Here is a 25026-nt window from a genome sequence, read left to right on the forward strand (position 1 = left end):
TCAGAGGGCCACGATCGTCGTCTCGGTCGCCTTGAGGCCGGTCCAGACCGGCACCCCGTCCGCCAGGCCGAGTTCGGCGGCGGCCTGCGGGGTGATCTCGGCGACGAGGTCGGGGGCGTCGGGCGAGGTGACCAGGACCCGGAGCCGGCTGCCGCTGGCGGTGATCTCGCGTACGGTGCCGGGCCAGACGTTGCGGGGGCTGCCCGCGGGCCTCTCGCGGTGCAGGGACACCGCCTCGGGCGCGACGATCGCGAGCGCCGGGGTGCCGGGCGGCGGGGGTTCGGCGGCGACCAGGGTGCCGCCGCCGTCGAGCGCGAGGCCGTCCGGGGTGGCCGTGCCGGGCCAGGCGTTGCGGCCGAGCATCCGGGCGACCCAGGGGGACCGGGGATGGCGGGTGACCTCGGCGGGGGTGTCGTCCTGGAGGGTGCGGCCGTCCTGGAGGACGAGGACGCGGTCGGCGAGGGAGACGGCCTCGACCGGGTCGTGGGTGACGATGAGGCAGACGCCGCCGAAGCCGGCGAGGTGGGTGCGCAGGGTGTGCCGGACGTGTGCCCGGGTGGTCTGGTCGAGGGCGGCGAGGGGTTCGTCGAGGACGAGCAGCCGGGGGCGGGCCGCGAGCGCCCGGGCGAGGGCGACCCGCTGGGCCTGGCCGCCGGAGAGCTGGGCCGGCTTCCGGTGCCCCAGGTGGCCGACGCCGAGCCGGTCGAGCCAGGCCTGTGCCTCGCGGCGGGCCCCGGCCCGGGCGACGCCCTGGGCGCGCAGGCCGTAGGCGGTGTTGGCGAGGGCCGACAGGTGCGGGAAGAGCGCGCCGTCCTGCGGCACCCACGCGACGTGGCGGCGGTGCGGGGGCAGGGCGGTGACGTCCTCGTCGCCGAGCCGGAGGTCCGCGTGGGCGCGGGGGGTGAGGCCGAGCAGGGCGCGGAGCAGGGTGGTCTTGCCGGCGCCGTTGGGGCCGACGACGGCGATGGTGGTGCCGGGTCCGGCGTCCAGGGTGAGCCGGGTGAAGCCGGTGACGTCGGCGTGCAGCGCCCACCGGCCGCCGGGGGCGCCTCCGTTCGGCGGTCCCGGGGCGACCGGTCCCGTCGTGGTGGATCCCGCCGCGGCCGGTCCCGTCGCGACCGGCTCCTCCGCAGGGGCGGGCCGGCGCCTCCGGTCCGTCGGGGTGCCGGTCCAGCGGCCGCGCAGGGCGATGAGGACCGCCATCGCGATGGCGAGGAGCAGGAGGGAGACCGAGGTGGCGGCGCCGGGTTCCTCCTGGAGCAGGAGGTAGACCTGGAGCGGCAGGGTCTGGGTGGTGCCGGGCAGGTTCCCGGCGAAGGTGATCGTGGCGCCGAACTCGCCGAGGGCCCGCGCCCAGGTGAGGGCCGCGCCGGCGAGGATCCCGGGCGCCACCATCGGGAGCGTGACGGTGAAGAAGACGCGGACCGGCGAGGCCCCGAGGGAGGCCGCCGTCTCCTCGTACCGGGGCCGGAGCCCGCCGAGGGCGCCCTCCAGGCTGATCACCAGGAAGGGCATCGCGACGAAGGTGGCGGCGACCACCGCGCCGGAGGTGTGGAACGGCAGGGTGAGGCCGAAGGTGTCCTCCAGCCACGGCCCGAGCAGTCCGCGCCGGCCGAAGGCCAGGAGCAGCGCGACGCCGCCGACGGTCGGCGGCAGGACCATCGGCAGCAGGACGAGCGAGCGGACGAGCGCCTTGCCGGGGAAGGGGACGCGCGCGAGGAGCCACGCCAGGGGGACGCCGAGGAGCAGCGAGAGGCCGAGCGCCCAGAAGGAGACGAGGAGCGACAGCCGCAGCGCCTCGACGGTCCCCGGTGCCGTCAGGTGGCCGGCGAGCCCGCCCCATTCGGTCCGTACGAGGATGCCGACCAGGGGCAGCGCCAGGAAGGCCACGGCCGCCAGCGCGGGCAGCGCGAGGGCGAGGGGCGGCCGGGAGGTCCCGGGACGCCTCCCTGAGACGCGGGTGCCTGCTCGTTTCATCGTTCGGTCCCGGAGAGGTGGAGGCGTGGAGCGGAGGGGCTGCCCGTTCTTCCGTACGGGCAGCCCCTCCCGATCGTGGACGATCCCGTACGTTACGGCTTCTGGAAGCCTGCGTCCTGGAGGATCTTCTGCCCCTCGGGCGAGGACAGCCAGGCGACGAACGCGGCGGCCGCCTCGGCGTTCTCGGAGTCCTTCAGCGTGGCGGCGGGGTACTGGGCGACGGCGTTCTGGTCGTCGGGGATCTCGACGGCGTCGACCTTGTCCTTCGCGCTCTCGGCGTCGGTCTTGTAGACGAGTCCGGCGTCGGCCTCGCCCAGCTCGACCTTGCTGAGCACGGCGCGCACGTTGGGCTCCTGGGAGACCGGCTTCACCGTGATCTTCTGCTTGTCGAGGATCTGCTTGCTGTACTTGCCGGCGGGCACCTCGGGGGCGGCGAGGACGACCTTCAGCTTGGTGTCGGCGAGGTCCTTCAGGTCGTCGACCTTGTGCGGGTTGCCCTCGCCGGTGGCGATGACGAGGCGGTTCTTCGCGATGACCGCCGGAGCGCCGGTGTCGGCCTTCACCTTGTCCATGCTCTTGGTGTCGGCGGTCACCAGGACGTCGGCGGGCGCGCCCTGGGAGACCTGGGCGACGAGCTCCTGCGAACCGGCGAACGAGAAGGTCAGCTCCGTGCCCGGGTGGGACTTCTCGTACGCGGCGCCGGCCGTCTTGAACACGTCGGTGAGGGAGGCGGCGGCGAGCACGGTGAGCTTCGCCGCGGGGGCGCCGCTCGCGGAGCCGGAAGCGGTGGCCGTGGAGCCGCCGGTGTCCTTCTCGCCGCCGTCGCTCGAACAGGCGGCGAGCGGGACGAGCAGGGCGGCGGTGAGCACGGCGGCGGCGGTACGGCGCCCGGCGGGGGTGAGGGACATGGGGATCTGGACTCCTTGGGAACGAACGGAAGGTGCGTGGACGGGCCGGCCGCGCCGACGGCCGCGGTGTTCGGGTACTGCGTGGTTCCGGGACCGCGTGGTTCCGGGACCGCGTGGTTCCGGGACCGCGTGATGTCCGGAGTCGCGTGGTTCCGGAGCCGTGTGAGGGGCGGTCAGGTGCGGTCGGTGCGCACGCCGTCCGGCCGTGCGCGGGCGGTGGCCCGCGTGTCGGTTTCCGGTGCCCGTTCCCGCGCGACGCGCCCGGTGGTACGGGGCTGCATGTGCGACACGTTAGGCCTCGATCCCTCTCATCTGCAACAAACTGGTGGGACTCTCCATCGCGGATGAGAGGAGGGTCGTAGGAATCCACGAGGAGCGGCGCTCCCGTCTCACGTCCCGGACGGGAGGACTCCGGCGAGCCGGGCGGAGCCGATCCAGATGCCGGTGACGGCGCTGACGTAGCGGGCTCCGCAGCGGTCGGACGGGACGACGAGCTGCGGGCCGTCCCCGTCGAGGTCGCGGTCGTCCATCCGGGTCGCGAGCAGGACGGGGGCGTCGCCGAAGTCCGCGTCGATCTCCGCCCACGACAGGAGCGCGTGGTGCCCGTCGCCGCCGCTGACGGCGAGCAGGAAGCGGGAGCGCTCCTTGCGGCGGGCGGGGTCGAAGCGGGGGCACGCCGCGGCGACGACCTCCCGGAGGAGGGGTCCGGCGAAGGTGTGGCGCCGCGGTCCGTCGGTGGCGCAGTCGAAGACGACCTCGACCCGGTGCTGTTCCCCTCCCCGGCGCAGGTCGGCGACGGCGAGCGTGACGGGGCGGGCCACGTCTCCCCACAGGGCGAAGGATCCGGCGGGTACGGGCGGGGCGGCGGGCGTCGGTCGGGGTGCGGTGTTCGGTCGGGGTGCGGTGTTCGGTCGGCTCATCGTCGGTCCCCTCGCGGCGGTCGGTGCTGCGGCTGCGCGCAGTGATACCCGGCCGCCGGAGCGGGGAACCGTGATTGCCACCCGAATCCCGCTCGTACCGCCGCATCTGTGAGCTTCCTACGAGGCTTCGCCTCCTACGTGCCCGTCCTTCCCGCCGACGTCCCGCGCCCGGCGGTCGAGGGCGAGCCAGACGCGGTCGCGGGTCAGCGGCAGTTCGGTGAAGCGGATGCCCGTGGCGTCCCGCAGGGCGTTGGCGAAGGCGGGGGCGACCGGGTTGAAGGGGCTCTCGCTCATCGACTTGGCGCCGAGCGGGCCGATGGCGTCGGTCGTCTCGCTGAAGTGGACCTCGGTGCGGGGCACGTCGGCGTACTGGGGAAGGCGGTAGCGGCGGAACGCGGCCGTGGTGACCTCGCCGCGCCCGTCGACGCGCACGGTCTCGAAGAGGGTCGCGCCGAGGGCCTGGGCGACCCCGCCCTCGACCTGGCCCCGGCACTGCATCGGGTTCATGACCTTGCCGGCGTCGGCGGCGTGGACGCTGCGCAGGACGCGGATCTCCCCGGAGCCGGGGTCGACGGCGATCCGGAACCACTGGGCGTTGAAGGCGACCGAGCGCGGCGAGCCGCCCCAGTGCCCGTCCGCCGCCAGCTCCTCCGCCGCGCCGAGCGCGTGCCCCGCCCCGTACAGCTCCTTCAGGGTCACCGTGCGGCCCGCGCAGTCGACGGACTCGGCGCCGAGCACGCACAGGTGCCGGGCCGTGCCCGTGTGCCGGGCGGCGAGGGTGCGCAGCCGTTCGGCGAGCGAGGTCGCGGCGAGCAGGACGGCCTTGCCGGCGACGACGGTGCCGGCGGAGCCGAAGGCGCCGGTGTCGTGGCGCACGACGTCGGTGTCGGACTGGCGGACGGCGGTCCGGTCCTCGGTGGTGTTCAGGGCGCCGGCGGTGATCTGCTGGTGGACGGTGGTGGTGCCGTTGCCGAACTCGGCCGTGCCGACCGCGATGTCGTACGTGCCGTCCTCCAGGAGGGAGACGCGGGCGTCGGCGTAGTGGCCGCCGGGCGGTCCGGTGGCGATCATCGCCAGGCCCGTGCCCTGCCCGACGAGCCAGCCCTCGGGGGCGTCCTCGGCGCTGCGGTCCCCGGCGAGGGCGTTCCGCACGACGGAGAGGCACTGGTCGAGTCCGTACGAGGCGATGTGGAGGTCCTCCTCCTCGCCGATCGGGCTGTGCATGGCCTCCCCCGGGCCGATGACGTTCTTCTCCCGGAAGACGAGCGGGTCCATGCCGAGGCGACGGGCCAGTTCGTCCATCACCGACTCGACGGCGAAGGTGACCTGGCCGAGGCCGTAGCCGCGGAAGGCTCCGGCCGGGACGACGTTGGTGTAGACGGAGTAGGCGTCGACCTTCTTGTGCGGGGCGCGGTAGACGGCGAAGGACTCGCCGACGCTGTGGAACATCACCGCCGGGCCGTGGTTGCCGTACGCGCCGGTGTTGGACACCACCCGCATCCGTACGGCGGTGAGGGTGCCGTCCTTCCGCGCGCCGACCTTGATCCGGACGGTGAAGGGGTGGCGGGTGGTGGCGCCGTGGAACTGCTCGGCGCGGGTGTACTCCAGCTTCACCGGCCGCCGCAGCTTGAGGGCGGCGAGGACGACGACGTCCTCGGTGAGCATCTCCTGCTTGCCGCCGAAGCCGCCGCCGACCCGGCCCGCGACCACCCGCACCCCGTCCTCCGGCAGGCCGTACAGCGCGCACAGGGCCCGCCGGGTCAGGAACGGGGTCTGGGTGGAGGAGCGGACGGTGAGCCGCTCGCCCGTGCCGTCCTCCTTCGGCTCGAAGAAGGCGACGCAGCCGTGCGTCTCCAGACTGGCGTGCTGCACCCGCTGGGTCCGGAAGGTCTCCTCGTACACGACGTCCGCCTCGGCGAAGCCGTCCTCGACGGAGCCGATCTCGCCGTGGACCTCGCCCGCGACGTTGTCCGCGACCCGGGCGATGCGCTGCTCCGGCCCCTTGCCCGCGTGGACGACGGGCGCGCCGGGGCGCATGGCCTCCTCCGGGTCGATCACGTACGGCAGTTCCTCGTACGTCACCTCGATCCGGCGGCAGCCCTCCTCGGCGGCCCGCTCGCTGTCGGCGACGACGGCGGCGACCCGCTGGCCGACGTACCGGACGACGTCGTCCAGGACGCGGGTGTCGTCGGGGTCCTCGGTGGGGTGTTCGTGGCGGGCGCTGGAGTACAGGGTGGCGGGGGCGTCCTCGTGGGTGAGGACGGCGTGCACGCCGGGGACGCGGAGCGCGGCGGAGGTGTCGATCGCGAGGATCCGGGCGTGCGGGTGCGGGGAGCGCAGCAGCTTCATGTGCAGCAGGCCGGGGACCTCGACGTCGAAGGTGTAGCGGGCGGTGCCGGTGACGACCCCGGGGCCGGCGGGGGCGCGGACGTTGCGGCCCACCGCCTTTCCCGCGCGGGGCCGTTCGGTGTGCTTCACGCCCCGTACGGCGTCCTCGATCGCCCGGTAGCCGGTGCAGCGGCAGATGTTGCCCTTGAAGGCGCGGGGCAGGTCGTCGAGCTTGCCGTCGTCGTGCGGGGTGTCCCGCTCGGCCTCCAGGGCGGCGGTCGTCATGAGGAACCCGGCGGTGCAGAAGCCGCACTGGTAGCCCTGGGCGTCGAGGAACTTCCGCTGTACGGGGTGGAGTTCGCCGTCCGGGGAGGCGAGCCCCTCGACCGTGGTGACGGAGCGGCCCTCCGCCCGCACGGCGGGGTAGAGGCAGCTGTGCACGGGTTCGCCGTCGACGTGGACCGTGCAGGCCCCGCAGTCGCCCGCGTCGCACCCCTTCTTCACGCCGAACCAGCCGCGCTCGCGGAGATAGGTGCGCAGGCACTGGCCGGCGCGCGGCTCGATGTCGGACGGGCGTCCGTTGACGTGGACCTCGAAGCTCATCGGTCGTCCTTCCCCCGGTCCCGGGTCAGCTCGCGGCGGACCTCCTCGGCGAGGCGCAGGCCCATGTGCCGGCGCCACTCGGGCAGTCCGTGGATGTCGTCGAACCAGTCCTCGTCCCGTACGGCGGCGTCGATCGCGGACCGGAGGCCCGCGCGCGTGGGCGGGAGCGGGAACCAGAACCGGAACGGACGGGTGGTGGCGGCGGTCACCGTGACCGCCAGCGAGCCGTCCACCGGGTCGAGCGTGCCGATCACCAGCGCCCCGGACCGGCCGAGCCCGTACAGCGAGGCCTGCCGGAAGGCCGTACGGCACTCCAGTGCGCGTCCGGGCAGCGTCACCGAGCGCAGGAGTTCGCCCTCCGCGAGGTCCTTAAGGCCCGCGCCCCGAATGAATCCGGCCACCTTCACCTCGCGCGTGGAGCCGTCCTGCGCCCGGAGGAGACAACTTCCGTCGAGGGCGGCGGCGAGCGAGATCATCGGCCCGGCCGGGAGGGCGTTGCACAGGTTCCCGCCGACGGTGGCCGTGTTCCAGATCTTGAAGGAGGCGAGGAAGGCCCGGCAGCACTGCTCGAAGAGCGGGGCGGCGGGGGCGTCGAGAAGGCGCCGCCCGAAGCGGGACAGCTGGGTGATCGTGCAGGTCGCGGCGATCTCCAGGGAGCCGTCCGCGTGGCGGGTGAGCGGCTCCCAGCCCATCCGGCCCAGATCGACGAGACGGCGCAGGTGGGGCTGGGGCTCGGAGAACAGATAGGTCCCGCCGCCCAGCCACGCGTCCCCGGGGCGCCAGGGCTCGGCGCGGCGCGCGTCCCTCACGTCCGTGATCGTGTTCAGATCCATCCCACCCCTGCCTCCTGGCCGCCGGGTTCCGCGTTCCGACCGCCGGCTTCCGACCGGTTCGTTCAGGCCAGTGAAGCCCGGCGGGGGCCCTCGGCACGACTGGACGCGAACCCGGAAATCGTCCGGCTCCCGGACCCCCGCGCTGGATGATCCACCAGGAGGCGTTCTCCGCCCGGAGCCGCGCATCTACGATGCAGCGACCCGCATTCGCCTCGTGAATGTGAGGGCGGGCCCGTCCCGCGACCGCGCAAGGAGCCTCGTATGCACGTCGACCACCTCCTCCGACTCGACCGTCTCGACCTCTCCCTCGTCTGGGGCGACGAGACGCTGCTCGGCCAGGAGATCGCCGGGGTCACCGCGACCGATCTGGAGGACCCGACGCGTTTCCTCCAGCCGGGCGAGGTCGTGCTCAGCGGGCTCGTGTGGTGGAGCCGGGACGACGCACCGGCCAAGACCGACCGCTTCGTGTCGGCCCTGCGCCGGGCGGGGGCGGTGGCGCTGCTCGCCGGTGAGGAGACCCACGGGCACGTGCCGCGCGAGCTGGTCGACGCGTGCCGCAGGCACCGCGTCGCCCTCGTCTCCGTGCCCCCGCACACCAGCTTCCGGGCCGTCACCGAAGCCGTCTACCTGCGCCAGTGGGGCGAGCTCGGCCGGCACGGCGCCCCCGGCGGCCACCACGCCCTGCCGGAGAACGTCCGCCGGGACCTCGACCACGCCCTGGAGAGCGGCGCGACGACCGGCGAACTCCTCGGCCGGGCCTTCGCCCACCTCGGCGCGCCCGTCTGCCACCTGCTCACCGCCACCGGCCGGACCGTCGCCCGCACCGGCGACGCCGCCGTCCTCTCCGCCCCGGAGGCCGCGGAAGCGCTGCGCGACGGACGGGGGACGACGCTGCGCGTCGAGGCCGAGGGCACGGACTTCGACACCTGGCACCTGCACCTGCCGGAGGAGGGACGGGTGCCCCCGAGGGTCCTCCAGGAGATATCCGAGCTCCTCGGCCGGCACCGGCGCGGCCGGGACCGGCACCGGGCGGCGCGCGACCTCGCCTCCGCCCGGCTCGTGGAGGCCGTCGGCGCCCTGCGCGCCGACACCGACCGGCTGCGGGGCGCGCTGGACTCCTGCGGCCTGGCGGACCGGGCCGCGTACACGGTGGTCGCCGCGGCCCTGGAGCCGGACGGGGACGCCGGTGCCGACGGCGTCGCCGCCCTCGCCGAGGCGCTCGGCCACCTGCCGTCCGCCGCGTTCGCCGTCGCCCGGGGCGCCGACGGCGAGGCGGTGGCCGTCCTCGCCCACGAGGGGGACGCGGCGGACGAGGTGGAGGAGGGCCTGCGCGCGGCGTGGCCGCTGGTCCGGGACTGCCGGCCGGAGAGCACCTGGCGGGTCGGTCTGAGCCTGCCCGTGACCGAGCCCACGTCGCTGAACACCGCGCTGGCGCAGGCCCGTTACGCACTCGCGGCGGCTCCCGCCGCGCCGCCCCGGGTCGCCGGGCTCCGCGATCTCGGCGGGCTGGCCCTGCTCCTCGCCGGTGTCCCCTCCGGCGTACGAGAGGTCTACCGCGCGACGGTCCTCGGCCCCCTGCTGGGCGCCGGGCGGGGGTCGGGCGCCATGCTCCTGGAGACCCTGGAGGTGTTCCTGGCGCACGACTGCTCCTGGGCGAGGACCGCCGAGGCGCTGCACATCCACGTCAACACGGTCCACTACCGCGTCGAGCGCATCGAGACCCTCACCGGCCGGGACCTGTCCCGGCTCGACGACCGGGTGGACCTGCGCGCCGCCCTCCTCTGCCGCTGACCCGGTCCGTACGGATCGACACGGAACGGATCGGAACGGAACGGGTCGGACGGGGTCAGGTCAGGTCGATGTGCACGCTGGTCGACTTCACCCGGGCGGTGACCGTGGTCCCGACGTCGAGCCCCAGCTCCTCGACCGCCTCGCGGGTCACCAGGGACACCAGCCGGTGCGGTCCCGCCTGCACCTCCACCTGGGCGGCCACGTCGTCGACCCGCACCCCGGTCACGAGGCCCACGAAGGAGTTCCGCACGGAGGTCGCCACCTCGTCCTCCGGGACGGCGTGCGGCCCGGCGCCCCGCTCCCGGGCGAAGGCGGCCAGGGCCACGCCCCCGATCACCCGCCGGCCGGCCCCGTCGCGCTCCACGGCCAGCTTGCCCCCGTCCGCCCACCGGCGAACGGTCTCCGAACTCACTCCGAGCAGCCGCGCGGCCTGCCCCATGCTGTACGACGGCATCCCCGCACTCTAGGGGGTGTCGTGCCGACCGGGTCGGGCGGACGCGGCCGGGGCATCCGCCGCGACCGGGGAGAATGGCGTACCTGCGCGGTGCTCACGGCGCTCCGCCCCTCGTGGTGCGTCCGGTGTAACGCCCCGTGCGCGAGGGGCGTGATCGTCCGGAAACCGGGACTTCCTACGGTCGTGGCCGTGGGAGACCTCCCGTCCGGGAGGCGATGAGGAGGGGTGCCGATGGAGCCGGAGGGCGGGACTTCGCGGACGGTCTGCTCGTACTGCGGGGTCGGCTGCGGCATCGTCCTCGACGTCGCCCGCGACCCGGCGACCGGGCTGCGGCGGATCGTGAAGGCGTCCGGCGACAAGGCGCACCCGGCCAACTCCGGACGGCTGTGCACGAAGGGCGCCACGAGCGCCGACATGATGGCGGCCCCGGGCCGGATCGGGAAGGCGCTGGTACGGGCGGAGCGCGGGGGCGAGCCGGTCGAGACGGACGTCGACGCCGCCGTCGCCGGGGTCGCGGAGCGGCTGCGCGCGATCCTGGACGAGCACGGGCCCGACGCGCTGTCCTTCTACGTCTCCGGACAGATGTCCCTGGAGGCGCAGTACCTGGCGAACAAACTGGCCAAGGGCTTCGTCCGCACGAACCAGATCGAGTCGAACTCGCGACTGTGCATGGCGTCGGCCGGTTCCGGCTACAAGCTGTCGCTCGGCGCGGACGGGCCGCCCGGCTCGTACGGGGACTTCGACCACGCGGACGTGTTCCTCGTGATCGGCTCCAACATGGCGGACTGCCATCCGATCCTCTTCCTGCGGATGATGGACCGGGTGAAGTCGGCCGGGGCGAAGCTGATCGTCGTGGACCCCCGGCGCAACGCCACCGCCGACAAGGCGGACCTCTTCCTGCCGGTCAGGCCGGGCACCGACCTCGCCCTGCTCAACGGGCTGCTGCACCTGCTCGTGGAGAACGGGCACGTCGACGAGGAGTTCGTCGCGGAGTTCACGGAGGGCTGGGAGGACATGCCCGCCTTCCTCGCCGACTACCCGCCCGCGAAGGTCGCCGGGATCACCGGCGTCCCCGAGGCCGACCTCCGGGAGGCCGCGCGGTGGATCGGCGAGGCCGGCGCCTGGACGAGCTGCTGGACGATGGGGCTCAACCAGTCGACGCACGGCACCTGGAACACCAACGCGCTCGTCAACCTGCACCTCGCGACCGGCGCGATCTGCCGTCCGGGCGCCGGTCCGTTCTCCCTGACGGGCCAGCCCAACGCCATGGGCGGCCGGGAGATGGGCTACATGGGGCCGGGGCTGCCCGGCCAGCGGTCGGTGCTCGTGGACGCCGACCGGGCCTTCGTCGAGGAGCTGTGGAACGTCCCCGGGGGGACGCTGCGGACCGAGGTGGGGCGCGGCACGGTGGAGATGTTCGAGCGGATGGCGGCCGGGGACATCAAGGCCTGCTGGATCATCTGCACCAACCCGGTCGCCTCGGTCGCCAACCGCAGGACCGTCATCGACGCCCTGGAGGCCGCCGAACTGGTCGTCACCCAGGACGTGTTCGCCGAGACCGAGACCAACGCGTACGCGGACGTGGTGCTGCCCGCCACGCTGTGGGCGGAGTCCGACGGCGTCATGGTCAACTCCGAGCGGAACCTCACCCTCGTCCGGGGAGTCGTGGACCCGCCCGGACAGGCCCTGCCCGACTGGCGGCTGATCGCCCGGGTCGCCTGCGCGATGGGCTTCGCCGACGGCTTCACGTACGACTCGGCGGAGGAGGTCTTCGAGGAGCTGAAGCGGGCGTGGAACCCGCAGACCGGCTGGGACCTGCGCGGCGTGACGTACGACAGGCTGCGCGCCGCCCCCGTCCAGTGGCCGGCCCCGACCGCCGACGGGCCGGACCGCAATCCGGTCCGTTACGTGAACGACGGCGTCAGCCAGACGCTCCTGGAGCGCGAGGACGGCACCCGGCCCCGGCTGGTCTTCCCGACGGCGAGCGGACGCGCCCGGTTCTTCGCGCGCCCGCACCTCCCGGCGGCCGAACTGCCCGACGAAGCCTATCCGTTCGTCCTCAACACCGGACGGCTCCAGCACCAGTGGCACACGATGACCAAGACCGGGAAGGTCGCCAAGCTGGGGAAGCTCACCCCCGGTCCGTTCGTCGAGGTCCACCCCGAGGACGCGGCGGCGCTCGGCGTCGCCGAGGGCGACGGCGTGGAGATCGCCTCGCGGCGCGGGCGGGCCGTCCTGCCCGCCGTGGTCACCGACCGGGTCCGGCCCGGGAACTGCTTCGCCCCGTTCCACTGGAACGACCTGTTCGGCGAGTACCTCGGCATCAACGCCGTCACCAACGACGCCGTCGATCCGATCTCCTTCCAGCCCGAGTTCAAGGTGTGCGCGGTGACCCTCGCGAAGACGACCGCTCCCGTGCCCGCCCCGCGCCCGGAACAGGAACCGAAGCCCGCGCGGGAGCCGAATCCGGGACAGCGGCCGCATCCGGTTCAGGCCCCGGCAGGAGGGAGCGTGTCCGCGCTCGCCGCCCTGTTCGGCGTCGGGGACCTCACCCCTCCCCTGTTCACCGAGCCGGAGCGCCGCTACCTCGCGGGCTTCCTCTCCGGGCTCGCCGGAGCGCCCGCCGACGGCCGTGTGCCGACCCTCCCGGCGTCCGCGCCCTTCGCGCCGGAGCGCGGCCTTTGGGTCGACGGGGTCCTGGCCGGGACGTTCTCGCGTGCCGGAGCACCGGCGCCGCTCCCGCCCGGCGCGCCGGAGCGGGACGGGGCGGGGGCCGTCCCCGGGCGCCGTCTGCTGCTCCTGTGGGCCTCCCAGACCGGTACGGCCGAGGGGTTCGCCGCCGGTGCCGCCGGGCTGCTGGCGGAGGCCGGGCACGCCCCGGCCCTGCTGCCGATGGAGGGCGCCGACCTCGGGGGGATCGGTCCCGACGCGGACCTGCTGGTGGTGACCAGTACGTTCGGGGACGGTGACGCCCCGGACAACGGGGCGTCCTTCTGGCGGACGCTGGCCTCCCCCGAGGCGCCCCGGCTCGACGGGGTCCGCTTCGCCGTCCTGGCCTTCGGCGACTCCGGGTACGCCGACTTCTGCGGGCACGGGCGGCGGGTCGACGAGCGCCTCGCGGAACTCGGCGCCACCCGCCTGCACCCCCGTACCGACTGCGAACCCGACCACGAGGAGAGCTCGGCGGCCTGGCTGGCGGCGCTCCTGCCGCTGCTGGCGGCCCCGGCTCCGGCGCCCGCTCCCGCCGCCCCGGCTCCGGCTCCGGCGCCCGCTCCCGCCGCCCCGGCTCCGGCTCCGGCCTCCCCCGGGCGGGTCGCCGCCTCCGGCGCGGCGCGGTCCGGGGAGTACACGAAGGCCTCGCCGTTCCCCACGCTCCTCGTCGGCAACCGGCTCCTGAGCCTGCCCGGTTCGCAGAAGGAGGTGCGGCAGTTCGCCTTCGACACGCGCGACGGCGAGCTCGCGTACGAGGCGGGCGACGCGCTGGGGGTGTGGCCGGTGAACGGCGGCGGCCCGGTCTCCGAGTGGCTTGCGCTCACGGGGCTCGACCCCGACGAGCCGGTCGACGCGGGCGACGCCGGGCCCCTGCCCCTCGCCGAGGCGCTGCGGACCCGGCTCGACATCACGCGCGTCACCCCGGACCTGCTGAGGTTCGTGGCCGAGCGGTCCGGGAGCCACGACCTCAAGCGGCTGCTGCGCCCCGGCAACAAGGACGAGCTGGCGAAGTGGGGGTGGGGGCTCCAACTGGCCGACGTGATCGGCGGCTTCCCCGTCCGCGCCTCCGCCGCCGAGTGGACCGGCGTCCTGAAGCGCCTCCAGCCGCGCCTGTACTCGATCTCCTCCAGCCCGCTGGCCCACCCGGGGGAGGTCCGGCTCACCGTCTCCGTGGTGCGCTACACCAACGACCGGGGCCGGGACCGCACCGGGGTGTGCTCGGCCTACCTCGCCGACCACGCCGACGACGGACCCGTCCAGGTCTTCGTACAGCGCTCCCCGCACTTCCGGCCGCCGGCCGACCCGGCCGCCCCCCTGATCATGGTCGGTCCCGGGACGGGCGTGGCCCCCTTCGTCGGCTTCCTGGAGGACCGCCTGGCCCGGGGCCACACCGGCCGCAACTGGCTGTTCTTCGGCGAGCAGCGCGAGGCCACCGACTTCTACCACCGCGAGGAACTGGAGGCCCATCTCGCCTCCGGCCACCTCCACCGGCTCGACACCGCCTTCTCCCGCGACCGGCGCAACAAGGTCTACGTCCAGGACCGGATGCGCGAACACGGCTCCGTCCTCTGGTCCTGGCTGCGGGACGGCGCCCACTTCCACGTCTGCGGCGACGCCGCCCGCATGGCCAAGGACGTCGACCGCACCCTGCGCGAACTCGTCGCCCGCCACGGCGGGATGGGCGACGAGGAGGCGGCGGCCTACGTGGAGCGGATGGCGGCGGACCGGCGGTACGTCCGGGACGTGTACTGACGGCGGCCGGCGGGGGCGGCCTCCGGGCCGGGTGCCGGAAGTGCTCTAGGTTGGCCGATGTGAGTGCGCGGGGGCGGGGTTATCGATATGTCGGGCCGGCCGAGCTGAAGGCTGCGGTGCGCCCTGGTGACGGCGGGCGCCGCATGGGCTCGGCAGGCGATGTCGACGGTTGGATCGTGGAGCGATCGGCGGCGGAGCTGACCGAACCGTTCACCTTCGTGGTCGGTATGGACGGTGTGCTGCGGCTTGCGCCCCGGCGAAGCGAGCACGTGGCCTGTGCCGGCGGAGACATGGTTCTGGGTGCCGGCGAGATCGGCTTCACGCGCGAGGCGGGCCGGTGGATCGTGCGCGAGGTCAGCAACCAGTCCACCGGGTACTGCCCGGACGTCAGCTCCTGGGCGGAGGTCGCCCGCGCTTTGGACGCCGTAGGACTCGGTCGGCCTTCCCGCTTCACCCACGAGGTGGTGTTCCGGCGGTGCCCCGACTGCCAGGAGCACAACATCGTGCGCGAGGGCGACTTCGTCTGCGTCTTCTGCGGCGGCGACCTGCCCACGGCGTGGAACGTGGATCCCGGCGCGTAACGGCCGAGAACCGCACCGAAGTCGGGCACTTCCTGGCGGTCGGCAAGCTCGTCGTGGCTCGCGGCGACGGCATGGTGCGGGACGCGCGGGCCTTTGCCGGCACGGGCCGAACTGCACAGAGCGTCCGCCCTGTCCCGGTACGGGCCCCGGAGCCGTATGCCGTCGATCCGCTGCCGCCGAGACCGTCAGGCAGCCGCCTTGGGCGAAGACCGGGACCTCGCCGGGACACTCGCCGACTTCGTTGAAGAACTGAGGTGTCCCCGCCCAGTACTGCCGCGAGCACGTCGGCTACGTCGGCAGGCAGACTCTCGTTCATCCCGTCGCCGTATCCGACCAGCGACTTCGGACTCCGGCCGTGCAGGCCCCCTTGCCGGTCGGCCGGCCACGCGTTCACGCTTCCGGTACGAGGCCGATGCCGGCGAGGCAGCCGTTGATGACCTCCGGCCGGTGATGCGGCATCTTGAACTCGCCCTTCACGGCACGGCCGAACCGAGCGACCGGCTGCCTTCTCGCGGGTTCAGGACAGCTGCACAGGCGGACATTGTCCCAGTTCAGGGCGCTCGGGCAGCCGAACCGGACGCGGGCACGGACCGATCAGGGTCACCCTCGCCGGTGCGCAGTTGGTGGACCACCGAAGAACCCGAACTTCGCATGGTCGCGAGCTCCCGGTCGAGTCAGGCCAACCCGTTCGGAGAAGTGCCGTAGATCACATTCCCGATGTGGAACCCGTCCGACCCTTTGTGAACCTATTGCGATGTCTTGGTTCATTCTTTGTGCGCTACGTTCACGGCTGCACCGCAAGACGGTGCGTCAGAACACAAGGGACCGAGGCACGATGACGATTCGGACATCCACGTTCGCTGGACGTGGACGACCACGGTCCGGGGGAGAGTTCGCTTCATAGCGAGCAGCCTCGCCCTGGCCATGACCATGATCCTGCTTGACGGCGTCGGCTCCGCGAAGGCTGAGCCGCAGCCGCAGCCGGAAGCCACAACAGGGCAGAACCAGCCGGCGGCGACGCAGGCGCCTGATATCGCTTCGGCCCGGGTGGCCGCAAAGCTTTCCGGCAGGAGCGTCGAGGCTCTCTCGGAGCGGACCGAGACTTCGACCACCTGGGTCAACAAAGACGGGTCGCTGACCACTGAACTGAGCGCGGGCCCCATACGCTTCCAGGACTCCGCCACAGGCTCCTGGCGTGACGTCGATGTTGAACTGGCTGCGCAGGCGAACGGTTCCGTGGCCGCCAAGGCACACCCGGAGGGCCTGACCCTCTCAGGGAAAACCGGGGTACCCGCACGATCTCTGCGCGCATCCCAGACGGCCGCTGCCACTGACCTCGTCACCCTGGGCCAGGGCGACGAGCAGATCACACTGCAGTGGCGCGGCGGACTGCCCACGCCGCGTCTGGATGGCACCCGTGCGACCTACGCCGACGCGGTGCCCGGAGCCGATGTCGTGGTGGAAGCCACCCGCACCGGTTTCGAACAGTTCGCCGAGATCAAGCAGAGGCCCACGGCCGACGGATTCTCCTACACTCTTCCGCTCCGGGCCAAGGGCCTGAAGGTCGAGCAGCAGACCGACGGGAGCGTGGTCTTCACCGACCGGAAGTCCCGGAAGACTGCGGTCATGCCCGCCCCGGTGATGTGAGACTCCACAGTCGATCCGGTCTCCGGTGAGCACACTCGGCGCATCGCCGTCGCGATGAAGGTGGTCAAGTCCAAGGGTGGGGTGGACCTGGTCGTCACTCCGGACGCGGGCTTCCTCGCCGACCCGGCCACGCGCTACCCGGTCACTGTCGATCCCTCTACCTCGGCGCTGTCGAACGTCTTCGACACCTACGTCCAGCAGGGCGAGACGGTCGACTGGTCCTCAGATGTGGAACTGGACCTGGGCAACCCCGGTACGAAGAACCCTGACGGGACGTTCCGGACCGCCCGTTCGTTCATCTCGTGGAACACCGCTCCGATCGCCGACGCACTGGTGACGGACGCGAAGCTCTCCTTGTGGAATTTCCACTCGGGCAACTACACGGGATCAGCGTGCCCCACTCAGCCGTGGGAGGTGTGGTCCGCCGGTGCGGCGACGACGTCGTCGCGATGGACGGCACAGCCGGCGTGGACCGCGGAGAAGGCGACCTCCTCCGAGACGCGAGGCAACGCCTCGTGCACCGCGCAGCCGGACGGCTGGATCAACGCCAACGTCACGACGATGGTGCAGGAGGTCAACGGACTACCCGTCCGACGCCTGGGTCAAGGGGGCGGGACAGGCCGGCTCCTTCACCGTCACTCCGCCTGGAGGCGACCACAACTGGTTGGAGTGGTCGCTGAACGGGACGACTTGGACCAAGGTCGCCACCGGCGGCGTCGCGGCGGCGAAGGCGATATCCGTCGTCCCGCCGAGGAACGGCACGCATACGCTGCAGGTCCGCGCCGTGGACAAGGCCGACGACAAGTCCGAGCCCGTGGAATACACGTTCCATGCAGGTCCTGGTGGATTCGTCGAACCCGCCGAGGGAGAGCTCTCGGCCCGTCGGCTTCCGCTCATTGCCGAGGCTGACGCCACGAAGTACGACAAAGCGTCCTTCTCCTGGCGTCGTTCCGAAGCAGACGCGTGGTCCACCATTCCGGCCGGTCACGTGACCTCCAACGGCACCCCGCTGTCCACCTGGCCCGTTCCGCTGACGGCCGGGACGAACGCCCCACTGGTGTGGAACGCGACCGACACCGTCGACCCCGGCGGCACCGTAGAGATCAAGGCCGACTTCACGGGTCCGAACAACGCCTCAGGAAGTACCCAGCCGCTTACCGCGGTGATCGACGGCAACGCTGAGGGAGCTGCCTCCGATGAGGCCGGCCCCGGCACACTCAACCTGCTGACAGGCGACTTCAGCCTCACCGGCAGCGATGTCGCCGCTCTTGGTCTGTCGGTCTCCCGCACCGCGTCCTCACGCACACCTGACGCGGGTACCCGGCAGGACGGCCAGGCCGCCATCTTCGGCAAGGAATGGGTGTCCGGTGTCACAGCCGAGACAGCCGAGTCCGACTACTCCTACGTTCGTCGCATCTCCGACACCGCTGTGGACGTCGTGTTGAGCGACGGCGGATCGATCCACTTCACGGCGAACGCCGCCAGGAACGGGTGGATCTCCGAGCCCGGGGCGGAGCAGCTCGTCCTCACGGGAGATGTCAGCACCTCCTTCACCCTGAGGAGCAGCCAAGGCACAGTGACGACCTTCACCAAGGCCGATCCCGCTGTTCCTGCCTGGCAGGTCTCCAGCATCGTGCAGGACGGCCTGGCCGACTCCGCGACGACCATGCTCTCCGAGACCGTGGTGGTCGGTGGCCAAAAGTACGCGCGCCCCACGCGCGTAGTGGCACCGACCTCAGCCGTCGGCGCGGGCACCTGCACGTCGGCTCCGGCGACCAAGGGCTGCCGGGTCGTGGAGTACGTGTACGCGTCCTCCACCACGGCCACCGGCACCGTCTTCGGTGACTTCGCCGGCCAGGTGAAGGAGATCCGCCTGTGGTCCACCGACCCGGGAGCCGCCACAGCGACCGCCAAGACAGTAGCGAACTACGCCTACGACGCCTCGGGCCGGCTGCGCCAGGTCTGGAACCCCCAGATCGCCCCGGCCCTCAAAACCGAGTACAGCTACGACGCGGCAGGCCGTGTCACCGGTCTCACCCCGGCCGGGGAACTGCCCTGGACGTTCACGTACGGCAAGGCGGGCAACGCTGCCGTCGCTTCTGACGGAATGCTGCTCAAGGCGTCCCGCTCCGGGCTCGCCCAGGGCACGACCAGCACCGAGGAAGGCGTCGCCGCCATCTCGGTGGTCTACGAGGTACCCCTGACGGGCACCAAGGCGCCGTACCGGATGGGGCCGGCTGATGTTCGTGCCTGGGGCCAGCTCGACGCGCCCACGGACGCCACCGCGATCTTCCCTCCCGGCAGTGTCCCCCCGGCGCACACGGGCGATGCCCTGACGCCGGTGGATTACCGTCGTGCCGGCGTGCAGTACCTGGAGGCGTCCGGCCAGGAAGTGAACACGGCTGCTCCTGGCGGCCACATCACCACTCGGGAATACGACCGGTTCGGCAACACCGTTCGTGAGCTGACCGCCGCCAATCGTTCGCTTGCCCTGGGACTGACCGCATCGGATGTGGCAGCGCAAGCGAATCTGGGCATCGCGCAGTTGCCGTCCGCGGAGCGGGCCGCATTGCTCTCCACCACCTCGGAGTTCGACAACAGCGGCATCCGCATGCTGGAGACGCTCGGTCCCCTGCATCGTGTCGACCTCGCCGCCGATCTGAAGGCCGGCAGCACTGTGCTGGTCTCCGCGGGAACCTCGGTGACCGCCCGCACCTGGACGGTGAACGAATACGACACCGGACGTCCGACGAACGGCACCGCGAAGGTCAAGGACCAGGTCACCAAGGTCACGATCGGCGCTCAGGTGCGTGAGCACCCCACCGTTCAGGGCGAAACCCGTACGACGCAGACGGTCTTCGACTGGGTCAAGGGGCTGGCGACGCAGAAGATCAAGGACCCTGCGGGCCTGGCTGTCACAGAGAAGACGGAATACGACGCCCAGGGCCGCGTCACGAAGCAACTCCTGCCCGGTTCCACGGGTACGGATGCGGCGACTCGTGTCACCACGTACTGGTCCGCCACCGGCACCGGGGCATGCCAGGGCCGTCCCGAGTGGGCCGACCTCGTCTGCTCCACCGGCCCCGGCGGTGCCATCACGGGCGGCGGATCCAACCCGGCGCAACTGCCCACCACTACGACCACGTACAACTGGTGGGGAAGCCCGGCCACCACCACTCAGACCGCCAACGGCACCACACGTACGACGACCAACAGCTACGACGCCGCCGGCCGTCCGACCAAGGTGACGATCACCGCAGGCATCGGCCAAGCGGTCCCGGAAGCGACGACGGAATACAACGCGACCACCGGGCGCCCGGTGAGAACCACTTCCACCACCGGTGGAACTCTGACACGAACGTACGACAAGCTGGGGCGCCTGATCTCGTACGGCGACGCCGACGGTGGCATCACCACAACGGAGTACGACCTTCTCGGCCGCCCCGTCAAGATCACCGACAACTCGCCCTCGACCACCACTCTCGCCTACGACCACGTTGCCGAGCCGCGAGGCATGGCCACCGCTGTCACCGACTCCGTCGCCGGCTCCTTCCAGGTGACCTACGACGCCGACGGTCTCACCAGGAGCGAGAAGCTGCCGGGGGGCTACACCCTCGGCGTGACCACCGACTCCACGGGCGCCACGACCGCCCGCGCCTACACCAGGGACAGCGACGGAACGACCGTCTACACCGATACCGTGACGCAGACGGCCCACGGACAGGTCGCCGCCCACTCCGGCTGGTCGGATCAGACCTACGGCTACGATGCCGCCGGACGTCTGAAGACGGTGGACGACACCGCTGACACCGTCTGTACCCGCAGGACGTACTCCTTCGACAGCCGCAGCAACCGCACATCGGTCACTCGCGCAGTCGCCACGCCCGGAACCGACTGCACGTCCTCCGGAGGTACGGCCTCCGCGTCGACGTACGACAGCGCGGACCGAATCACCGACGCCGGCTACACGTACGACAACCTGGGTCGCACCACCGCCGCTCCTGGCAACACCACCAGCTACTACGTCAACGACCTCGCCTACCAGCAGACGGCCGGCGCCCTCCGCCAGACCTGGCAACTGGACTCCGCCCTGCGTTATCGCTCCTGGAAGACCGAGACCGGTGGCGGATCCAGCTGGACCCAGACCGGTTCCAAGGTCAACCACTACAGCAGCGACAGCGACAGCCCGCGGTGGATCACCGAGGACACGGCCACCGGGGCCATAACCCGCTACGTCGTCTCCACGGCAGGACAGCTGACGGCTACCACCGGCAAGACCGGCGATACGGTCCTTCAGCTCACCAACGTCCATGGCGACGTCGCGCTCATGCTCCCGCTCGACTCCGCGAAGGCCCCTACGGCCCTGGACGCCGACGAGTACGGCAACCCTCGTAGCGGGCAGCAGTCAGCGCGTTACGGATGGCTCGGCGGGCACCAGCGTTCCTCTGAGACCGTCTCGGGTTCCCTGCTCATGGGTGTGCGCATGTACAACCCTGCTACGGGACGTTTCCTCACCACCGACCCGGTATACGGCGGCTCGGCAACAGCCTACGACTATGCAAATCAGGACCCGGGCAACCAGCTCGACCTGTCCGGTCGAATGGCGTACGTGCGAGTATGCGGGACCAAATGGAAGTGGTACGGATACACCTTCTGGTGCAAGTTCTACGTCACCAGATTCCACACCAGGATGCTCAAGGAAGACGTCGGCACCATGGGCGGCGCCGCAGTCTCCCTGGCCGAGGTGTACCTGTGCAGCAGGCTCATATTCCCGCTCGCGGTCGGGGCGTGCGTCGCATACGCGTGGGCCTACACATGGTGGACGGTCCATCACCTCAATGCAGCCAACGCAAGGGGGGGATGCCTGACCTGGGAGATGGGTGGCACGATCTCCGCAGGTCTTGGCGGTACATGGGCGAGACCCGGAAACGTAAGCAAGAAGAACGGACGCTGTAGGAAGTAGCCGACCAGGCGCTGAAGGGGTGGCCTTCACCGGCCCCCCTTCAGTGTCTCCGCGTCAAGAAGGAGAAACGCATGCGACCTGCCGAAAAAGTCAGCGGTTTTCGCCTCAGCGTGCCACAAACGGCTGTCCCCATCATTCTCGGCATGACCCTCGCCGTAGGCATCGTCTACCTGGGCCTGTGGCTGAGCGACGACCCCATGACGGCAGAGGAACTGCGCACAATCGCCTACGCCGCAGGGGCCGGCGCGATCGGCGCACTGCTTCTGCCCCGCATGTACGAAGTGCGTTTGACTCCCGAAGGGTTGTCGACCTCGACACCCCTGGAGCGGCGCCACAGACGACTGATCCCATGGCACGACATATCGGAGATCAATGTACGGCGCACGACTGGAGTCGACCGGGTGGTCATCTCACTCGAATCAGGGGAGAAGGTCACCCTGAACGCCCCCATGTCGTTCCTCGACCGAAAATTCAATGATCGGGTCTCCGAGATAAAAAGCTGGCGGAACACCCATCGCTAACGGAATGCGTACCCGCTTCCCAGTTGTGAACCGGGGCGGTCTGACCCCTACGCGGGCCGGGCCGCCCCGGTCGACTTGAAGCCGCCTTCGTAGGTCCAGTTCTTCACCGGCCGCATCTTGCCGATGATGGTCGGTTGGGCTGACAACGCGGTGAAGCTTTTGGTAGACGTCTCCTGGCAGCCCGACTGCGGGCCCATCTACGGTGCGGGCACACCTGTGCCCAGCTCGCGGCCGATTTCGGTATCGGCACCACCACCTACCGGTACATCGCCGAGGCCGTCGACGTTCTGGCCGCACTCGCTCCGGACCCGGCGGCCGCGATGAAAACGGCGGCACGCAAGGCGTTCGTGATCCTCGACGGGATGCTGCTGCCGGGTGCCGGCGGGACCGTCCTGGTCCTCCACCTCGGCACTGTGGGCCGAGCTCAACCCGCGGCCTTCACCAGGGCCGTCAGTTCGGCCTCGACTTCGGTCCACCGAGCATGGATGACCTCGGTCAGCGCACCCCGATCGACGTGCCATCCGCCCGCATCACCCTCGACCACCGCCACGAACGTCATAGCCGGGATGTATCAGAATCTGGTCGGCGGGGTGATCCGAAAGGAACGGCCTAGCCCGCGGTGATCCGCAGGACGCCGGTCACCGTGCCCTGGAGGTAGGCGCCGTCCGGGGCGACGGTGCCGGCCATCTGGAGCGTGTCGTAGAGGGATCCGACGCCGACCTGCTGGGAGCGGGTGACGCGGCCGGTCGCGGGGTCGATCTGGACGTAGCGGTAGGGGTCGAGGATGCCCGTCCCCTTGGTGCCGGGGATGAGCGGGTCGCGGACGACGGTGTGCAGGGTGTTCGTGGCGGTGGACAGCTTCGGGACGGCCGCCGAGCGCAGGGTGTTGTCCCAGACCGTGGCGCAGCCGGTGCCGTCGGGGCGGATGTCGACCCGGGTCAGGCCGCCGGCGAAGTCGGCCGAGGAGGGGACGGACGGGCCCGCGCCGTCCGGGAGCGCCGGGTACGGGTAGCCGTAGGTGCCGGCGACGAAGACGCTGTTGCCCGCGCCGATCGGCGAGTTCTCGCTGCCGGGGCCGCCGGAGGCCTGGAGGACGGGGATCGAGCAGATCTCCGCGCCGCCGTCGGTGCGGTACACCTTGAGGCGGACGGTGGTGTCGGCGTTGTCGACGATCGCGACGTAGTCGGTGCCGGTCTTCGGGCCGAGGAAGGTCGGGGTGGAGCCGCTGCCCCAGCTCAGCAGGCCCGGCTTGCGGGCCTGGCCCCGGTCGTACGCCTGCCGCCAGGCGATCCTCGGCGTGCCGTCGGCGGCCGCGGTGAGCAGGTAGGTGGCGTGGGTGCTGGTGACGGCGGTGCCCTCGGGGGCGGTGGAGATGCTGTTGGCGACGCGTTCGCCGGCGGGCAGGCGCAGGGTGGAGACCTGTCCGGTCCGGTCGTCGGCCAGGCCGACCACGCCGTTGCCGGTGGCGAACCAGACGCGCCCCTGCCAGTCCGGCGAGAGGCCGGTGACCGCGTCGTCGGCGGGGACGGCGGAGGCGAGGGAGAGGCTGCGGTCGACGGAGAGGCGCCACTTCCCCGAGGCGTCCTTGCGGTGGGCGACGCGCAGGAGGCTGCGGCTGCCGTCCACGACGACGAGCCGGTCCTGGTCGTCGAGGTAGGCGTAGACGCCGCCGAGGAGCGAGCCCTTGGTGAGCTGGAGGGTGGTGAGGGAGGAGCCGTCGGCCGGGTTCAGCAGGTGGACGGTCGGGACCTGGCCGAAGATCGGGGTGCACAGGACGACCGGGTGGCCGTCGGAGCCGACGAGGACGGTGGGGCAGGCGGAGGCGAGCGCCACCCGCTTCGAGGACAGGTTCCCCGCGCCGGGGCCCGCCAGCGGGGTGGTGTCCGAGGAGCCGGTGTCCCCGTGCATGGTGGCGGTCCCGTCGGGGCCCGCGTACGGGTTGTGCGGCGGCACGGGGGCGAAGTCGGCCGTGGGCGCGGCTCCGGCGGGGACGGCGGTGGCCGCGAGGGCGAGGGCGGAGAACAGCGCGGCGACCAGGGGCCTGCGGCGGGCACGGGGGCGTGCGGACGGGACGGCCATGACGAGGACGGGATCCTTCCGGGGCGGGGATGACGGGGGTGGGGATGACGGGGCGGGGCGGAGCGCCCGCGCGGGCGGGGGTGGTCGCGTACGGGCGGAGGTGGACGCGTACGGGCGGGGGTGGTCGCGTACGGGCAGAGGCGGGCGCGGAGGAGCCCGTACGGGCTGAGTGGTGCGTACGGGCGGGGCGGCGGGCACGGCGGGGCGGCCCCGCGGGTCCCCCGGATCGGGGGCTCCCGGGATCACCGGGAGGAGGCGGGGCGCAGTGGGGCCGGGCGGAGCGTTACGCGGCCGAGGTCAGGCCTCGGCGGACGGCGGCGTGCGGGGCGCGGCCGGGGACGGTGTCCCGGGGGCGGTGCGGCCGGACGCGGTTCCAGTGGCCGTGGAGGACGGCGGCCGGGTTCAGCGCACGCTACAGAGGGCGCCGGACGTGCGCGCGAGGTCGACGTGACGTCGTCGCGTGAGGGTCGTCCGGCGGCTCTTCATGTGCATGATCGAACCAGGTGCCCGTCGGCGGGGTCAAGGCGCACCGGCCACCGTTCCACGGAGTGGGACGGCGGTACGGACGGCAGCGCGAAAGGCGACGCGGACGGCTTCAACGGCCGGGCCGCGCACGAGGGTTCGGCCCGGCCTCACCACCGGCCGCCGGAGCCCCGTCCGTGTCCGCGCCGGTGCCGCCTCTCCCGGCCGTCGAAGAGGTTCACCGCGAGGGCCGCCATGACGAGCCCCGCCGCCAGGAGCAGTCCGTGCGGGACGACCCCTCCGACGACGACGGCCGCGAGGGCCAGGGCCATGGCCAGCCAGGCCCGGCCGCGCCGGTACTCGCGGGGGCGCCGGGGGCGGCCCTCGCCCAGGCCGCGGGCGAAGCGGGGGTCGTCGCGCCACACGACGGCCTCCAGGTCGGCGAGCCTCTCCTCGTCGGAGTCGCCCATGACGTTTCCCCTCCTCTCGGTGGCC

At 72.2% G+C, this 25026-nt stretch carries 14 protein-coding genes and 2 pseudogenes; 6 read left to right on the forward strand and 10 right to left on the reverse strand.

All coding sequences use genetic code 11. The features are described from left to right. The 5 genes from ACIQD7_RS09035 to ACIQD7_RS09055 form a co-directional block, all read right to left on the reverse strand. Nucleotides 1–1977, reverse strand: coding sequence for an ABC transporter permease (locus ACIQD7_RS09035; RefSeq protein ID WP_402440862.1), 1977 nt, complete (start codon nt 1975–1977; stop codon nt 1–3). Between the two features lie 92 nt (nt 1978–2069). Beyond that, the gene (gene modA / locus ACIQD7_RS09040; RefSeq protein WP_402440864.1) at nt 2070–2885 is read right to left on the reverse strand and encodes a molybdate ABC transporter substrate-binding protein; all 816 of its coding nucleotides are present in this window, start codon (nt 2883–2885) and stop codon (nt 2070–2072) included. 389 nt (nt 2886–3274) lie between these two features. Next, nucleotides 3275–3805: a molybdopterin-dependent oxidoreductase gene (locus ACIQD7_RS09045; protein ID WP_402440866.1), complete on the reverse strand. Its 531-nt coding sequence runs from the start codon at nt 3803–3805 to the stop codon at nt 3275–3277. A gap of 117 nt (nt 3806–3922) precedes the next feature. After that, entirely contained in the window at nt 3923–6736 is a 2814-nt protein-coding gene (locus tag ACIQD7_RS09050) for a molybdopterin-dependent oxidoreductase (protein ID WP_402440868.1), read from the reverse strand. Next, nucleotides 6733–7569 carry an FAD binding domain-containing protein gene (locus ACIQD7_RS09055; RefSeq protein ID WP_402440870.1) on the reverse strand — a complete coding sequence of 279 codons (837 nt, stop codon included), beginning with the start codon at nt 7567–7569 and terminating at the stop codon, nt 6733–6735. Before ACIQD7_RS09055 ends, ACIQD7_RS09050 begins: the two co-directional genes overlap by 4 nt. 261 nt (nt 7570–7830) lie before the next feature. Here ACIQD7_RS09055 and ACIQD7_RS09060 point away from each other — a divergent pair, with 261 nt between their 5' ends. After that, nucleotides 7831–9360 (forward strand): PucR family transcriptional regulator, encoded by a 1530-nt coding sequence (locus ACIQD7_RS09060; protein ID WP_402440872.1) that lies wholly within the window; start codon nt 7831–7833, stop codon nt 9358–9360. Nucleotides 9361–9415: 55 nt separating this feature from the next. On the opposite strand, the gene ACIQD7_RS09065 is transcribed toward ACIQD7_RS09060, so the two are convergent. Continuing rightward, entirely contained in the window at nt 9416–9814 is a 399-nt protein-coding gene (locus ACIQD7_RS09065; protein WP_402440874.1) for a molybdopterin-binding protein, read from the reverse strand. 231 nt (nt 9815–10045) lie between these two features. Here ACIQD7_RS09065 and ACIQD7_RS09070 point away from each other — a divergent pair, with 231 nt between their 5' ends. The 5 genes and pseudogenes from ACIQD7_RS09070 to ACIQD7_RS09090 all read left to right on the forward strand — a co-directional run. Next, nucleotides 10046–14278 (forward strand): molybdopterin-dependent oxidoreductase, encoded by a 4233-nt coding sequence (locus ACIQD7_RS09070; RefSeq protein WP_402440876.1) that lies wholly within the window; start codon nt 10046–10048, stop codon nt 14276–14278. Between the two features lie 116 nt (nt 14279–14394). Beyond that, a complete protein-coding gene (locus ACIQD7_RS09075; RefSeq protein WP_402441384.1) occupies nt 14395–14859 on the forward strand; it encodes a hypothetical protein in 465 nt (154 codons plus the stop codon). Nucleotides 14860–15783: 924 nt separating this feature from the next. Then, nucleotides 15784–21469, forward strand: a pseudogene (locus ACIQD7_RS09080) (RHS repeat-associated core domain-containing protein). A 71-nt stretch (nt 21470–21540) separates the two neighbouring features. Next, nucleotides 21541–21990: a hypothetical protein gene (locus ACIQD7_RS09085; RefSeq protein ID WP_402440878.1), complete on the forward strand. Its 450-nt coding sequence runs from the start codon at nt 21541–21543 to the stop codon at nt 21988–21990. A gap of 191 nt (nt 21991–22181) precedes the next feature. Beyond that, nucleotides 22182–22364: pseudogene (locus tag ACIQD7_RS09090) on the forward strand (IS5/IS1182 family transposase); the annotation flags it as partial. Between the two features lie 50 nt (nt 22365–22414). Here the strand turns inward: ACIQD7_RS09090 and ACIQD7_RS09095 are convergent. The 4 genes from ACIQD7_RS09095 to ACIQD7_RS09110 all read right to left on the reverse strand — a co-directional run bounded on the left by ACIQD7_RS09095 (nt 22415) and on the right by ACIQD7_RS09110 (nt 25001). Further along, nucleotides 22415–22549 (reverse strand): hypothetical protein, encoded by a 135-nt coding sequence (locus ACIQD7_RS09095; protein WP_402440880.1) that lies wholly within the window; start codon nt 22547–22549, stop codon nt 22415–22417. Nucleotides 22550–22599: 50 nt separating this feature from the next. Beyond that, nucleotides 22600–24069, reverse strand: a complete 1470-nt coding sequence (locus tag ACIQD7_RS09100) for a hypothetical protein (protein ID WP_402440882.1) — start codon at nt 24067–24069, stop codon at nt 22600–22602. Nucleotides 24070–24471: 402 nt separating this feature from the next. Then, nucleotides 24472–24561, reverse strand: a complete 90-nt coding sequence (locus ACIQD7_RS09105; RefSeq protein ID WP_351970684.1) for a putative leader peptide — start codon at nt 24559–24561, stop codon at nt 24472–24474. A 140-nt stretch (nt 24562–24701) separates the two neighbouring features. After that, a complete protein-coding gene (locus ACIQD7_RS09110; protein WP_402440884.1) occupies nt 24702–25001 on the reverse strand; it encodes a DUF3040 domain-containing protein in 300 nt (99 codons plus the stop codon). Nucleotides 25002–25026: the final 25 nt, after the last annotated feature.

This window comes from Streptomyces sp. NPDC093071 (genome assembly GCF_044754545.1).
GTDB lineage: Bacteria > Actinomycetota > Actinomycetes > Streptomycetales > Streptomycetaceae > Streptomyces.

Excerpts from the sequence above, each read along its gene's own strand:
- modA (WP_402440864.1), bottom strand. The coding sequence starts at position 2,885 with ATGTCCCTCACCCCCGCCGGGCGCCGTACCGCCGCCGCCGTGCTCACC.
- ACIQD7_RS09055 (WP_402440870.1), bottom strand. The coding sequence starts at position 7,569 with ATGGATCTGAACACGATCACGGACGTGAGGGACGCGCGCCGCGCCGAG.
- ACIQD7_RS09060 (WP_402440872.1), top strand. The coding sequence starts at position 7,831 with ATGCACGTCGACCACCTCCTCCGACTCGACCGTCTCGACCTCTCCCTC.
- ACIQD7_RS09110 (WP_402440884.1), bottom strand. The coding sequence starts at position 25,001 with ATGGGCGACTCCGACGAGGAGAGGCTCGCCGACCTGGAGGCCGTCGTG.
- ACIQD7_RS09065 (WP_402440874.1), bottom strand. The coding sequence starts at position 9,814 with ATGCCGTCGTACAGCATGGGGCAGGCCGCGCGGCTGCTCGGAGTGAGT.
- ACIQD7_RS09095 (WP_402440880.1), bottom strand. The coding sequence starts at position 22,549 with ATGACGTTCGTGGCGGTGGTCGAGGGTGATGCGGGCGGATGGCACGTC.
- ACIQD7_RS09100 (WP_402440882.1), bottom strand. The coding sequence starts at position 24,069 with ATGGCCGTCCCGTCCGCACGCCCCCGTGCCCGCCGCAGGCCCCTGGTC.
- ACIQD7_RS09045 (WP_402440866.1), bottom strand. The coding sequence starts at position 3,805 with ATGAGCCGACCGAACACCGCACCCCGACCGAACACCGCACCCCGACCG.
- ACIQD7_RS09050 (WP_402440868.1), bottom strand. The coding sequence starts at position 6,736 with ATGAGCTTCGAGGTCCACGTCAACGGACGCCCGTCCGACATCGAGCCG.
- ACIQD7_RS09035 (WP_402440862.1), bottom strand. The coding sequence starts at position 1,977 with ATGAAACGAGCAGGCACCCGCGTCTCAGGGAGGCGTCCCGGGACCTCC.
- ACIQD7_RS09070 (WP_402440876.1), top strand. The coding sequence starts at position 10,046 with ATGGAGCCGGAGGGCGGGACTTCGCGGACGGTCTGCTCGTACTGCGGG.
- ACIQD7_RS09105 (WP_351970684.1), bottom strand. The coding sequence starts at position 24,561 with ATGCACATGAAGAGCCGCCGGACGACCCTCACGCGACGACGTCACGTC.
- ACIQD7_RS09085 (WP_402440878.1), top strand. The coding sequence starts at position 21,541 with ATGCGACCTGCCGAAAAAGTCAGCGGTTTTCGCCTCAGCGTGCCACAA.